General features: G+C 70.4%; 12 protein-coding genes. 3 read left to right on the plus strand and 9 right to left on the minus strand.

What is annotated here, in order from left to right:
* Positions 1-109: 109 nt before the first annotated feature.
* The gene (hflX, locus tag C8P66_RS00240; protein WP_111396453.1) at positions 110-1,462 is read right to left on the minus strand and encodes a GTPase HflX; all 1,353 of its coding nucleotides are present in this window, start codon (positions 1,460-1,462) and stop codon (positions 110-112) included.
* A gap of 46 nt (positions 1,463-1,508) precedes the next feature.
* Positions 1,509-2,942, minus strand: coding sequence for an amidase (locus tag C8P66_RS00245; RefSeq protein WP_111396135.1), 1,434 nt, complete (start codon positions 2,940-2,942; stop codon positions 1,509-1,511).
* Between the two features lie 104 nt (positions 2,943-3,046).
* Between C8P66_RS00245 and C8P66_RS00250 the strand changes: the two genes are divergently transcribed.
* A complete protein-coding gene (locus C8P66_RS00250; RefSeq protein ID WP_111396136.1) occupies positions 3,047-4,621 on the plus strand; it encodes an ABC transporter substrate-binding protein in 1,575 nt (524 codons plus the stop codon).
* A gap of 21 nt (positions 4,622-4,642) precedes the next feature.
* On the opposite strand, the gene C8P66_RS00255 is transcribed toward C8P66_RS00250, so the two are convergent.
* Complete coding sequence (locus C8P66_RS00255; RefSeq protein WP_111396137.1) at positions 4,643-5,380, minus strand: SDR family NAD(P)-dependent oxidoreductase; 738 nt, start codon at positions 5,378-5,380, stop codon at positions 4,643-4,645.
* An 82-nt stretch (positions 5,381-5,462) separates the two neighbouring features.
* Between C8P66_RS00255 and C8P66_RS23715 the strand changes: the two genes are divergently transcribed.
* On the plus strand, positions 5,463-5,603 hold the full coding sequence (locus tag C8P66_RS23715) for a hypothetical protein (RefSeq protein ID WP_158537039.1): 141 nt from the start codon (positions 5,463-5,465) through the stop codon (positions 5,601-5,603).
* A gap of 31 nt (positions 5,604-5,634) precedes the next feature.
* Entirely contained in the window at positions 5,635-6,474 is an 840-nt protein-coding gene (locus tag C8P66_RS00260; RefSeq protein WP_111396138.1) for an NADPH-dependent oxidoreductase, read from the plus strand.
* Between the two features lie 6 nt (positions 6,475-6,480).
* Here the strand turns inward: C8P66_RS00260 and C8P66_RS00265 are convergent, their stop codons facing one another.
* The 6 genes from C8P66_RS00265 to C8P66_RS00290 are packed head-to-tail and all read right to left on the minus strand — an operon-like array spanning position 6,481 to position 14,060.
* On the minus strand, positions 6,481-8,520 hold the full coding sequence (locus C8P66_RS00265; protein ID WP_111396139.1) for a hydantoinase/oxoprolinase family protein: 2,040 nt from the start codon (positions 8,518-8,520) through the stop codon (positions 6,481-6,483).
* A complete protein-coding gene (locus C8P66_RS00270) occupies positions 8,507-10,264 on the minus strand; it encodes a hydantoinase B/oxoprolinase family protein (RefSeq protein ID WP_111396454.1) in 1,758 nt (585 codons plus the stop codon). Before C8P66_RS00270 ends, C8P66_RS00265 begins: the two co-directional genes overlap by 14 nt.
* A 2-nt stretch (positions 10,265-10,266) precedes the next feature.
* On the minus strand, positions 10,267-11,247 hold the full coding sequence (locus tag C8P66_RS00275) for an oligopeptide/dipeptide ABC transporter ATP-binding protein (RefSeq protein ID WP_245903133.1): 981 nt from the start codon (positions 11,245-11,247) through the stop codon (positions 10,267-10,269).
* Entirely contained in the window at positions 11,240-12,211 is a 972-nt protein-coding gene (locus C8P66_RS00280) for an ABC transporter ATP-binding protein (RefSeq protein WP_111396141.1), read from the minus strand. Before C8P66_RS00280 ends, C8P66_RS00275 begins: the two co-directional genes overlap by 8 nt.
* Positions 12,208-13,050, minus strand: coding sequence for an ABC transporter permease (locus tag C8P66_RS00285; RefSeq protein WP_111396142.1), 843 nt, complete (start codon positions 13,048-13,050; stop codon positions 12,208-12,210). The genes C8P66_RS00280 and C8P66_RS00285 overlap by 4 nt, the downstream gene beginning before the upstream one ends.
* Positions 13,047-14,060 carry an ABC transporter permease gene (locus C8P66_RS00290; protein WP_111396143.1) on the minus strand — a complete coding sequence of 338 codons (1,014 nt, stop codon included), beginning with the start codon at positions 14,058-14,060 and terminating at the stop codon, positions 13,047-13,049. The genes C8P66_RS00285 and C8P66_RS00290 overlap by 4 nt, the downstream gene beginning before the upstream one ends.
* Positions 14,061-14,066 lie beyond the last annotated feature (6 nt).

Consider the following 14,066-nt stretch of genomic DNA (forward strand, 5'->3'; position numbering starts at 1 on the left):
TCATGCATGCCACCGGGCATGCGTGCTGCCGGGCGAAGCTCGCCAGGCCATGCCGTCACGCTGGCCGGCAAAAAGGCCGGCGACCCCGCGGCGAATTCAGATCAAACGCTCACTGCGCGGCGAGGCTGCGCTGCAGCCGTGTGATGGCACCGGGCAGGCCGCGCACCTTCAGCACCCGGCCGGTCTCGTCGTAATCCTCGGACAGGACGCGCACGCTGTCATAGACCTCGCCGATCAGCCCCTGTTTCGCATAGGGCAGCACCAGCACATCCTCCACCATCGCGGCCTCGAAGAAGGCGATGATGGTGTCCCGCAGCGCGCTCACATCCTCGGGCCGGTGGGCGGAGAGCAGGATCGCGTCCGGATGTTTTTGGATCAGCGCGGCGCGCGCGGCGTCATCCACCCGGTCCATCTTGTTCAGCACCAGGCGGGAGGGCACCGCATCCGCCCCGATCTCGCGCAGCACGCTGCGGCTCACCTCCAACTGCGCCTCATAGGTCGGGTCCGAGGCATCGACGACGAAGAGCAGCAGCGAGGCCTCCAGCGCCTCCGCCAGCGTGGAGCGGAAGGAGGCGACCAGATCATGCGGCAGTTGCTTGATGAAGCCGACGGTGTCGGAGACGAGCACGCGGGGCCGGGTTTCGGGCTGCAAGGTCCGCACCGTGGTGTCGAGGGTGGCGAAGAGCTTGTCCTCCACCAGCACCTGGCTGCCGGTCAGCGCCCGCATCAGCGAGGATTTGCCCGCATTGGTATAGCCGACCAGCGCCACGCGAAGCTGGTCCCGCCGGCCGGTGCGGCGCTGGTCGCTGTCGCGCTGCACCGCGTCCAACTGCTCCTTCAGCTCCGCCAGCCGGTCGCGGATCTTGCGGCGGTCGAGGTCGAGCGTGCTCTCGCCCGCGCCCGGCCCCTGCTGCCGCCCGCCGCCGCCCGAGGATTCCCGCAGGCGGGGTGCCACGTATTTCAGCCGCGCCATCTCGACCTGCAGCTTCGCCTCGCGGGTATTGGCGTGGCGGTGGAAGATCTCGACGATGACGCCGGTGCGGTCCAGCACCTGGGCGCCGGTGGCGCGCTCCAGGTTGCGGATCTGGCTGGGCGAGAGTTCGTGATCGACGATGACGAAGTCGGGCTTGCGGGGGGCCTCCGGCTCGGGCTCGGCTGGCTCGGCCGCCTCCGAGGCGCCGTCGAAGCGCAACCGTGCCTTGGATTTCGGCGGTGGGGCCATCGAGCCGACCAGGCCGGTGCCGCCGGTCATCGCCGCCAGCTCGGCCAGCTTGCCGGTGCCGAGCAGGGAGCCGGCGCCGGTGCCCTCGCGCCGCTGCGACACGGTGCCGACCACCTCATAGCCCAGGGTTTTCACCAGCCGCCCCAGTTCCTCAAGGCTGGCCGCATGGGCGACGTCGTCAACCTCCGGCGTCTGGATGCCAACAAGGACGGCGAGGGGGATGGGGGGCTTGGTCTGCATCGCGGTCACCTAGCATGGATCGCGTCATGCGTATGGGGCAGCCGCCTCACCCCGCCGGCGGGCGGTGCTGCGCCCAGGGCCGGTCCTGTTCCAGCAGCGCGCCCAGCCGCAGCAGGCTCATATCGCCGCCCCAGGGCCCGACCAGCTGCACCGCCGTCGGCAGCCCATCCCCGGCAAAGCCCGAGGGGATGGTCAGCGCCGGATGCCCCGTGAGGTTGAAGGGGTACATGTAGCTGGTCCAGCCTTGCCGCGTGATGCCGCAGGCCTCGCCGTCGATCTCGATCTGCCCGTCGGCCGCGTCGAAATCGGCGGCCAGCGCGGTGCGCGTCAGGGTCGGGGTGACCAGAACGTCGTAGCGCTCGAACAGGCCCTGGATCGCGCGGAACAGCCTGGTGCGGGCGAATTGCGCCTCGCGATACTGCGTCAGCGAGAACTTCGATCCGCGCTCCATGAAGGCCAGCAGCACCGGGTCCATCTGGTTGTGCCATTGCGCCAGATGCGGCGTGCAGCTTACGAAGAACCCGGCCTGGTACAGGATGCGGCCCTGGTACTCCATCCAGTCGATGCTGTCGGTCACCTCCTCGACCAAGGCACCGCGTGCGGAAAGAGCATCGAGCGAGGCGATGGTGTTCGCCGCCATCTCCGCCTGCACCTTCGCATTGCAGGCCTTCGCGATGTAGCCGATCCGCAGCCCGTTCAGATCGCCGCCGATCAGCCCGGGCGGGACGGGGGCCAGGCCCGGCCCGCGCAGGCTTTGCGCATCGCGCGCGCTGGGCCCGGCGATGATGGAGAACATCACCGCCGCATCCGTCACCGTCCGCGTCATCGGCCCGGCATAGACGTTGTTCCCGAAGGTGTCGGCCGAGGCCTCCCAGGGCACGGCGCCGAGCGTAGCCTTCAGCCCGACGATGCCGCAGCAGGCCGCCGGGATACGCACCGAGCCCGCGCCATCCGTCCCGAGCCCGATCGGCCCCAGCCCCGCCGCCACCGCCGCCGCCGCGCCGCCTGAAGACCCGCCCGTGGTGCGGCTGAGGTCCCAGGGGTTGCGGGTGGTGCCGAAGCTCGGGCCATCGGTCAGCCCCTTGTGGCCGAACTCCGGCATGGTGGTCTTGCCGAGCAAAATGCCGCCCGCCGCCTTCAGCCGCGCCGCCGTGGCGTCGTCGCGCGCGGGCAGGTTGCCCGCGAAGATCGCCGAGCCATGCGCGGTGACCACGCCCTCGGTATCCACCTGGTCCTTGATATGCACCGGCACGCCATGCAGCGGGCCGAGCGCCGCCCCATCCATCACCGCCTGTTCCGCGCGGGTCGCCGCGGCCATCGCCTGCTCGTGCAGCACGGTCGCGAAGGCGTTGAGCCGGGGCTGTGCGCGGTCGATCGCGGCCAGCACGGCGCGGGTCAGCTCGACCGGGGAGAGCGCCCGCCGGCGGATCAGCGCGGCCGCCCGGGTCGCCGGCATGAACAGGAGATCGGCATCGGCCATGGGCGCGTTTCCTTCTTGCGCAAGCGCGGGAGAGGGCGTCATCCTGGCATAGGATATATCGAGCGGCGAGGCCCGCTCCCCCTGCGACCGGAGGAAAAAACAGCATGACTGCAACGACGATCGGGCGCCGTGGCCTGCTTGCGACCGGAACCACGCTGGCTGCATCCGGCATCATCCGCCCGCCCGAGGCGCGGGCCGCACAGCAGTTGAACCTCGTGCTGGAATCCGAGGTGGTCATCCTCGACCCCTATATGACCACGGCGGCGATCACCCGCACCTTCGGCTTCCATGTCTTCGACACGCTCTTCGCCATGGACGGGCAGGGCCGCATCCAGCCGCAGATGGTCGAGAGCCACACCGTCTCCGCCGACCGGCTGACCTGGAATTTTTCGTTGCGCCCGGGCCTCAAATTCCATGACGGCACGCCGGTCACCGCGACCGACGTCGTGGCCTCGCTCAACCGCTGGATGCCGCGCGACGCGCTGGGGCGGATGCTGCGCGAGGCGCATGCGAGCCTGACCACCAAGGGGACGCTGGGCTTCGAACTGGTGCTGAAGCGGCCCTTCCCGCTGGTGCTGGACGTGCTGGGCAAGCCCAATGCGCCGGTGCCCTTCATCCTGCCCGAACGGCTGGCCAAGACCCCGGGCGACCAGCGCATCACCGAGATCATCGGCTCCGGCCCGTTCCGCTTCCTCCCCGACCAGTGGCGGCCGGGCAATGTCATGGTGCTGGAGAAATTCGCCGATTACGTGCCGCGCAGCGAGCCGCCCGATTTCCTCGCCGGCGGCAAGCGCGTGAAGGTGGACAGCATCGCTTTGCGCGTCATGCCCGACCAGGCGACGGGGGCGACGGCGCTGCTGGCGAATGAGATCGACTACCAGCAATACGTGCCCTTCGACTGGATCCCCCGGCTGGAGCGGTCGCGCGACATCAAGCTGCTCTCGCTCGGCGGGCTGCATCAGTTCCAGGGCAATTTCCGCCTGAACCACGCAGCGCCCCCCTTCGACGATCCCGCCGTGCGCCGCGTGCTGTGGAAGCTCGTGGACCAGAGCACGGTGTTGCAGGCGATCGGCATCCCGGAAAAATTCCGCGCGCCGCAATGCCCGTCCTTCTGGATGTGCGATGCGCCCTACAGCACCACCGCCGGTGCGGAGATCGCCAATTTCTCGATCGAGGAGGCAAAGGCGGATCTGGCCAGGACCGCCTATGCCGGCCAGCCGGTGCAATTCCTTGAAGTCTCAGGCTCGATCTCGCAGACCGCGGCGCATGTGCTGATCCAGAACATGAAGGCCGCCGGCTTCACCGTGGACGAGCAGCAGATGGATTGGGGCACCGTGCTCGCCCGCCGCGCGCGGCATGATGGCTGGAGCATGTTCGCCGTCTATTCCAACGGCGTGGACATGCTCACCCCGCTCACACATTTCTACGTCGCCAGCACCTGCGCCGATTATCCCGGCTGGTCCTGCGATGAGCGCATCCCGGCATTGACGCGGGATTTCGCCAATGCCGAGACGCTGGAGGAGCGGCTGCGCCTGACCGCCGAGATCCAGCGCCTGGCCTATGAACTCACCCCGAGCGTGATGTGGGGCCAGTTCACCATTCCGGCCGCCTATCGCACCTCGCTGGTCGGGCTGATGGAATCCTCCTTCCCGATCTTCTGGAACGTCGAGAAGGCCTGAAGCCTCAGTTCAGCTGGCGCCTCAGTTCAGCAACTGGCCGCCATCGACCACCACCGTGTGGCCGGTGACCCAGCTTGCGAGCGGGGAGGCGAGGAACAGCACCACATTCGCGACCTCCTCGGGCGTGCCCATGCGGCCGAAGGGGATGCGGGCGAGGACGCCGTTGTAGAGCTTGGGGTCCTCCGTCCGCCGCCGCTCCCACGACCCGCCGGGGAATTCGATCGAGCCTGGCGCGATGCCGTTCACCCGGATGCCGTCGGTGCCATAGATCGCTGCCTGGCTCTGCGTGTAATTGATCAGCAGGGCCTTCACCGCCGCATAGGCGGGCGTGCGCATCGACGGGCCGAAGCCCGAGATCGAGGCGACATTGACGATGCAGCCGCGGCTCGCCTTCAGCGCCGGCAAGGCCGCATGCGTCGCGCGCACCGTGCCCATCACATCGACGCCGAGCCCCGCGGCCCAGCCCGCCTCGGTATCCGTGGCGCCGAAGCCGGAGGCGTTGTTGATGAGCACGTCGATGCCGCCCAGCGCCTGTTCGGCGTCGGCGATGTAGGCCGCGATCTCCTCCGCGCGCGACAGGTCGCAACGGGCGGCATGGCCTTGTGCGCCAAGCTCGGCCTTGGTCGCGGCCAGCGCCTCGGCGCCGCGCGCGCAGATGGAGACGGCGGCGCCCGCTTGGGCGAAGCCGATGGCGACACTGCGGCCGATGCCCTTGGAGCCGCCGCAGACCAAGACCCGCTTGCCGGTGAAATCGAACATTCCGGGGAATCCCTCTATCTCGTGCCGGTAGCGGCATGGGGTGTTTGTAGGTGCTGGAGCGGATGCTCGCCAGACGCGCGTCATGGTCATCCGGGGCCGCTGGCGGCACGCCATGGTGGCGGTGGGCGCGCTGCTCGCCGTGTCGGTGCCGACGGTCCTGCTGGTCGGGCCGCTGCAGGGGCGCGGCGCTGGCTTGCCAGAAGGCCATACCGCCGCCAGATGAAACCCAGCTCCCCCCTTCGGATACCTGCCCCATGGATAACGCCGCCCCGATCACCTTGTCGCAGCAGGATGCGCTGACCCTGCGCTACGGTGCCGATGCCCTGCCGCCCGCCGGGCCATGGAACGAGCATATCGCGCTGCTGCTCTCGCATCGCTCGATCCGCGGCTACCGCCCGGATGCCTTGCCCCCCGGCACGGTGGAAACCCTGGTCGCCGCCGCGCAATCGGCCGCCACCAGCTCCAATCTGCAAAGCTGGTCGGTGATCGCGGTGACCGATCCCGCGGTGAAGGCGGTGATGGCCAAGGTCGCGGCCAACCAGAAGCATATCGAGCAATGCCCGGTCTTCCTGGTCTGGCTGGCCGATCTGTCGCGCAATGAGCGGCTCGGCAACGCCGAGGGCACCGAGCTGGTGGCGCTGCCCTATCTCGAATCCTTCCTGGTCGCGGCGCTGGATGCGGGGCTTGCCGCCCAGAACGCCGTGGTCGCGGCGGAATCCCTGGGCCTGGCCACCGTCTATATCGGCGCGCTCCGCAACGACCCGCAAAAGGTCGCCGAGGTGCTGGGCCTGCCGCCCGGGGTGATGGGCGTCTTCGGGCTCTGCATCGGCTACGCCGCCCCCGAGGTCGCCAATGAGGTGAAGCCCCGCCTGCCGCAGGCCGCGGTGCTGTTCCACGAGACATATGGCACCCCGGATGAGGCGGCGCTGCGCGCGGGCTACGATGCCAAGCTCGGCGCCTTCTCCCAGCGCAACGAGATCTCGCAGGACAACTGGAGCAGCCGCGTCCTGCGCCGCCTCGGCCGGATCACCGCGCTGGCGGGGCGGGACAAGCTCGCCGGCATCCTCCAGGCGATGGGCTTCCCGCTGCGCTGAGGAGGGTCAGTCCCGGGCGTGAAGCATCATCACGCCCGTGGGCTCGATCATCGCATCCCAGCCCGGCGGCACCAGGGTCGTCGCGTCAAGCTGCGTGACGATCGCGGGGCCCGCAAACCGCGCCCCGGCGCCAAGCCGGGCGCGGTCCAGCACCGGCACGGTCGCGATACCGCCCGGCAGCCGCATCGGCTGGGTGCCGATCCGCGCCGCCTCGGCATCGCCGCCCGTGGGGCGCGGCTGGGGGGCGCCATGCAGCGCGCCGGTGGCCGTGAGGCGCAGGGTCACGATCTCGACCGCGATGCCCGGCAGGTCGAAGCCGTAGAGCGCGCGGTGGGCGGCGGCGAAGGCCTCGCCCAGCCCCGCCAGCCCCGCCCATGGGATGGGCAGCTCGAAGCCCTGTTCGGCATAGCGCATCAGTGCCACGCGGGCGCCGCCGCGATCGGCCTCGGCCACCGCCTCATCGGCGAACCAGGCGGCGGCCTCGGCCTCCAGCCGGGAAAAACCCTGCTCGATCTCCTCGGTCGTGGCGGTCGCCAGCGGGCGGGCGATGCTGCGGCTGAATTCGGCGCGCAGATCGGCCGCGGCCAACCCCTGCGCGCAAAGCACCCCCGGCGCCTGCGGCACCATCACGCTGCGGATGCCGAGCAGCCGCGCCAGCGCCGCGCCATGCAGCGGCCCGGCACCGCCGAAGGGCACCAGCACGAAGCCGCGCGGATCATGCCCGCGCTCCACCGAGACGACGCGGATGGCGCCGACCATGTTGTTGTCGGCGATGGCGAGGATGCCGCGCGCGGCATCCTCCAGGCTCAGCCCGAGCGGGGTGGCGACGCGGGCCAGCGCGGCTTCGGCCAGCGCCGGGTCCAGCGCCATGCGCCCGCCCAGCAGAGCCGGCGTCAGATGGCCGAGGTAAAGATGCGCGTCGGTCACCGTGGGCTCGGTGCCGCCACGGCCGTAGCAGGCGGGGCCGGGCGCGGCGCCGGCACTCTGCGGCCCCACGGTCAGCGCGCCGCCCGCCCCGATGCGGGCGATGGAGCCGCCACCGGCCCCGATCGTCACCATGTCCAGCATTGGCAGTGGCAGCGGCCAGGGGCCGACGCGGCCGGATTGGGTGAGGCCGATGCGGCCCTCCGCGATCAGGCAGATATCCGCGCTGGTGCCGCCGATATCGACGGTGATGAGGTTTTGCACCCCCGCCGCCTCGGCCGCCGCGCGGGCGCCGACCACCCCGGCGGCGGGGCCGGAGAGGGCGGTCTGCGCCGGGGCGCGGCGGATGGCGGCTGAGCCCGCGACGCCGCCATTGGATTTCATCAGCAGCAGCGGGGCCGCGATGCCGGCCTCGGCGAGCCGCGCCTCCAGCCGGCCGAGATAGGTCGAGACCGCCGGCATCACCGCCGCATTCAGCACCGCGGCCATGCTGCGCTCATACTCGCGCACGACGGGCAGCACCTCGGTCGAGGCGGTGACGGCCAGGTCGGGCAGGGACGCGCGCAGCAGCGCCAGGGCGCGCTGTTCGTGGCCCGGGTTGGCGAAGGCGTGGAGGAAGCAGATCGCCACCGCCTCGGCGCCCATGGCGCGAATGCGGGCGGCGATGGCGGGGATCGCGGCCTCGTCGAGCGGGGTCAACTCGCTGCCATCGGCGGCGATGCGGCCGGCGACTTCGAAGACGTGCTCGGGCGGCACCGGGCGCTTCGGCTTGATCCAGGCCCAGAGGTTGTCGCGGCGGGGCAGATCGGCGCGGCCGATTTCCAGCACATGCCGGAAGCCCGTGGTGGTGACGAGGGCGGTGCGGGCGGTGCGGCCCTCGAGGATCAGATTGGTCGCCACGGTGGTGCCATGCAGCACCCGGCCAATGCCGCTGGCTCCGCGCCCCGCGCCTTCCAGGGCCAGGAGCACGCCGGCCAAAAAAGCCTCGGACGGGTCATGCGGGGTGGAGGGCGTCTTGGCCATCCAGGCCTGGCCGGTCGCGGTATCCTGCAAGGTCACATCGGTAAAGGTGCCGCCGATATCGACCGCGACCAGCAACGGCCGTGGTTCAGTCGAGGACATCGGCATAGGCTCTCCGGTGGAAGGCGCCGGCGGCGGGCCGCGTCGCGCGCAAGGCAGTGGTGGCGGCGGCATCCAGCGTGTTGTTGGTGATGGCGACGCCATAATCGCGCGCCGCCGCCTTGGCGCTGACGAAGCCGCCCTGCACATCGGCGAGCACCGTCGCGGCCGGGCGGTCATGCGGATGGCCCCAGCCGCCGCCGCCGCCGGTCGCAAGCCGCAGCACATCGCCACGGTTCAGCACCGTGCCATCGGACAGCGAGGCGAGGCGGCGTTCGCCCGCCGTGCCGGGATTGACGATGGCGCTGCCGGTGCCGCCGCCCATGCCATCGGCGACGCCCCAGGGCGGGTTCACCACCGTATCCAGCCGCACCGCGAGCATCGCGCCATCGACCAGCACCTCATAATCGCGGACCACGCCGCAGCCACCGCGATAGCGCCCGGCGCCGCCGGAATCCTCGTGCAGCGCATAGCGCAGCAAGCGCACCGGATAGGAGAGTTCCATGAACTCGACGGGATAGTTCTCCTGCGCGACGAAATAGACGGCATCGGTGCCATCGGCGAAGGGCCGCGCGCCATAGCCGACGCCGACGCCATCGCTCATCAGGAAGGATTTTTGGGCCACCATCCCGCGCAAGGCGACGACGACATAGGCCGAATGCGCGGCGGGTGCCTCGCCGGGGCGGGCGGTCGCGACCAGCCCATGCAGGGCCGCCAGCAGCCGCATCATGGTGATGCCGCGCAGGCCGAGCGGCGCGGGGGCGCGGGGGGCGAGCAGCGAGCCCTGCCGCAGGATCACCTCATCCAGCGCGCGCGGCCCGCCGGCATTGAGCACCTGGCCGTCCTCGCCCTGGAGGAAATACAGGCCGAGCGCCATGCCCGGCACATCCGGATGCATCAGCAGGTTGACCGGGCCGATCGCCTGGTCGTCGGTCTCGGAGGTATCGAGGATGAAGCGGTCATCCTCCGTCCGCGTCAGCGCCAGGCGCAGGCGGAAGGGGCCATTGCCATGCCCGTCGGAATCGATCGCATCGGTGAAACGCGTGGTGCCGACCGGGAAAGTCGCGCGCAGTTTCTGGCGCACAATGGTCTCGGTGCGGGAGAGAAGCTGGGCGAAGGCATCGGCCAGCACGTCCGGGGCAAAACGGCGGGCGATCTCCTCCAACCGCTTCTCGCCGAGGCGGACCGCGGCCATCAGCGCGCGGGTATCGCCCTGGGATTGCGTCGGGAAGCGGCTGTTGCGCCAGAAGACCTCCAGCAGCGCCTCATTCGTCTCGCCTGCGCGCATCAGCCGCACGGGGGGGATGATGATGCCTTCCTGGAAATGATCGGTGGCATCGGGGCTGATCGAGCCTGGCCGCAGCCCGCCGATATCGGAGAAATGCGCCCAGCCCATGACGAAGCCGACCCGCGCGCCATCGACGAAGGCGGGTGCGAGGAAGACCTGGTCGTTGGAATGCGAGACCGCGCCACGGCTGCCGTAGCAGTCATTGTACCAGTAGAGGTCCCCCGGCCGCATCGTCTCCAGCGGGAATTTTGCCGCGACCGGGCCGACGATGTCGCCGAAGATCGGCAGATCGCTGCCGACCACCATCGCGCCCTCGGCGTCGAACAGCGCGGTGTAGAAATCCTTCTTCTCGCGGATGAAGGCGGACATGGCGGTGCGTTCCAGCAACGCCTCCATCTCCGCCTGCGCGGCGCGCGCGGCGCCGCGAATGATTTCCAGGCTGACGGGATCGCAGATCATGCTCAGGCGGCCTCGCGCCAATGGTGGCAGGCGACGGCATGCGCGGGGCCGACAGCCTCGACCGCCGGCTCGCGCGCCGCGCATACGGCGGTGGCGAGGCCGCAGCGCGGATGGAAGCGGCAGCCGGTGGGGATGCGGCTCAGCGAGGGCGGCTCGCCGGGCAAGGACGGGCCGGCGGCGCGCCCGTCCAGATGCGGCGCGGCGGCGAGCAGCGCGCGGGTATAGGGATGGCGCGGGGCGGCGAAAAGCTGCGCGGCCGGCGCCTCCTCGACGATGCGGCCGAGGTACATCACCGCCACGCGGTCGCAGACGCGGCGGACCACGGTGAGGTCATGCGAGATGAACAAATAGGTGAGCCCGAAGCGCTCGCGCAGATCGCGCAGCAGTCGCAGCACCGAGGCCTGCACGGACAGATCCAGCCCCGCCGTCGGCTCGTCCAGGATCACGAGGCGCGGCCGCAGCAGCAGGATGCGCGCGAGCCCGATGCGCCGCTGCTGCCCGCCGGAAAGCTCATGCGGGTAGCGTTCGGCCATCGCGGGGTCGAGCCCGACCGCGGCGAGGATTTCGGCGATGCGCGTGGTCCTTTCGGCGGCATCGCCGACACCGTGGATGATGAGCCCCTCGGCCAAGGTCGCGCCCACGCGCCACCACGGGTCGAGTGCCGCGCCCGGGTCCTGGTGGACGTATTGGATGGCGCTGCGCCGTTTCCGTGCGCGGGCGGGGGGCAGGGCGGAGACATCCTGTCCCTCCAGCCGGATCTGCCCGGCCGCCTCGCGTTGCAGCCCGAGCAAGGTGCGGGCGAGGGTGGTCTTGCCGCAGCCGCTTTCGCCGACGACGCCATAGGCCTCGCCGGCCGCGATCGAAAGGGTGACGCCATCGACCGCGTGCAGCGGTGCCGCGCGGCGAAACAGCCCCGCCTTCTGCCCCAGATCGGTGACGAGGCCGGTGGCGCCCAGCAGTTCAGACCCCAGCAGTTCAGACAAGGGCCAACTCCGGCAGCGCTTCGGCATGGAAGGGGCAGGCGACGGCGCGCCCGCCAGGGATCGGTTGCAGCACGGGCACCTCACGCGCGCAGCTTTCGCGCGCCAGCGGGCAGCGCGGATGGAAGCGGCAGCCGGAGGGCTGCGCGGTCGCCGGCGGCACCGCGCCCGGAATGCCGGCAAGGTCCGCCGCGCGATCCGGGTGGCAGGCCAGCAGCATCCGCGTATAGGGATGCGCCGGCGCATCCAGCACCGCCCGCGTCGGCCCCGTCTCCGCGACGCGCCCGGCGTAAAGCACCGCGACATCGTCGCACAGGCTGGCCAGCACGCCGAAGTCATGCGTGACGAAGAGCATGGACAGGCCGCGCGCGCGGGTGAGTTCGCGCAGCAGGCCCAGGATCTCGCGCTGCGTCGTCACATCCAGGGCCGTGGTCGGCTCATCGGCGACGACGAGGCGTGGCTCGCAGCTCAAGGCCGCGGCGATCAACAGGCGCTGGCGCTGGCCGCCCGAAAATTCATGCGGGTATTTCCGCAAGGCCGCTTCGGGATCGGGCAGTTGGACAGCGCGGAACAGCTCGACCAGCCGTGCCTTGTGTTCGGCGCGGCTGCCCTTGGCGTGGCGGCGCATGATTTCCAGGATCTGGTCGCCGGCGCGGAACAGCGGGTTCAGCGAGAGGTAGGGGTCCTGCGGCACGAAGCCGATGCGGCCGCGCACGCCGGCGGCACGATCGGGCAGGATGTCGTGCCCTTCGAAGAAGATGCCGCCGCGCGGCGTCTGCGCATGGCGCGGCAGGATGCCGAGGATGGCGCGCAGCAAGGTGGATTTGCCGCAGCCGCTTTCGCCGACGACGCCGGTGATGCAGCCGGCCGGCACCTTCAAGGTCACATCATCCAGGATCTCGGCCAGCGCGCCGCCACCGGGCAGCGTCACGGCGAGTTGGGAGATCTCCAGCAGCGGCGGCATCATCGGCGCGAGCGGCGCAGGCGCGGATCGGCGGCATCCCGCAGCCCGTCGCCGAGAAGGTTGAAGCCCAGCACAAGCAACATGATGGCAAGGCCCGGGAAGGTCGCGAACCACCAGGCCTCGGGCAGATGCTGCCGCGCCTCGGCCACGGCCAGGCCCCAGTCGGGCTCCGGCGGCGCCGCGCCGACGCCGAGGAAGCCCAGGATCGCCGCGGTCAGGATGGTGAAGCCCATGCCGATGGTCGCCCGCACCAGCACCGCCGGGGCGGCATTGGGCAGCACATGCAACAGCAGGATGCGGACCGGATGCGCGCCGATCCCGGCCAGCGCATCGACGAAGAGCGAGGTTCGCAGCCGCCGCGTCTCCGCGAAGACGGTGCGTGCGAAGAAGGGCCAGTAGGTGAGGGTCAGCGCCACCATCGCCGCCCCGATGCCGGGCGCGAGCAACTGCCCGAGTGCCAGCGCCAGGATCAGCTGCGGCACAGCGAGGAAGATGTCGGTGACCCGCATCAGCGTCTCCGACAGCCAGCCGTCGCGCCAGCCCGCGGCGAGCCCGACCGGCACGCCGATGACGATGGCGGCGAAGACCACCGAGACCGCGACGAAGAGCGCGCTGCGCGTGCCGAGGATCACGCGGGAGAACATGTCGCGGCCGAGGTTGTCGGTGCCGAACAGGAACTCGGCCGAGGGCGGCCGCAGCCGCTGCATGATGTGGCTCTCGAAGGCATCGTCGGGGTAGGGTGCCAAGAACGGCGCGAAGATCGCGACCAGCACGGCGAAAAGCACGATGGCGAGCCCGAGTGCCGCCACCGGGTCGCGCAGCAGTTGCCGCAGCGCGCTCATCGGGCGCGCTGCGCGACGCGCGGGTCGATCAGCGCCTGCGCCACATCGACCAGCACATTCACCACCGCATAGACCACGCCGACGACGAGGGTGACGGCCAGCAGCGCCTTGTAATCCGCCGACAGGATCGCCTGCACCGCATAGGTGCCGAGGCCCGGCCAATCGAACACCGCCTCGATCGCGACCGCGCCCGAGATCAGCGCGCCGAACAGCAGCCCGATCTGCGTCACCGTCACCGTGATCGCATTGCGCAGCACATAGATCGCGGCGAGGCGGAAGCGGCCATAGCCGGCGGCGCGGGCATAGAGCACGTAATCCTTCTGCAAGGCCTCCAGCACGCCGCTGCGGGTGAAGCGGGCGATGGTGGCAAGCCCGGGCAAGGCGAGGGTGATCGCCGGCAGCACCATATGCCGCAGCGCATCGAGGAACATGTCGGGCCGCCCGGCCAGCAGCGTGTCGATCAGCAGGAAGCCCGTCACCCGATGCGGCATCCCGTAGATGACGTCGATGCGCCCGCGCAGCGGCAGGATGTTCCACTCCATCGAGAATTGCAGTTGCAGCATGATGGCGAGCCAGAAGGAGGCGATGGCCAGCCCGCCGACCGAGACGATCCGCACCAGATGGTCGATCGGCCCGTTGTGGTCGAGGGCCGCGACCAGCCCGAGTGCGACGCCGAGGATCGTCGCGAAGACCAATGCGACGAAGGTCAATTCCAAGGTTGCAGGCAGGCGCTGCATGATCTCCAGCGACACCGGCCGGCCGGAGAACAGCGAATTGCCGAGATCGCCCGAGACGACCTGCCGCACATGCACCAGCGCCTGTTCCAGCAAGGGACGATCCAGCCCGTAGCGCGCGCGGATATCGGCGATCTGCGCCGGGGTGGCGGCATCCCCCGCAAGGGTTGCCGCCGGATCGCCCGGCACCACGCGCGACAGGATGAAGGTCAGCACCACCAGCCCGAACAGCGCCGGCAGCGCCAGCGCGATCCGGCGCAGGATGTAGAGGAGCATCAGGGC

This window comes from Humitalea rosea (assembly GCF_003253705.1).
GTDB lineage: Bacteria > Pseudomonadota > Alphaproteobacteria > Acetobacterales > Acetobacteraceae > Humitalea > Humitalea rosea.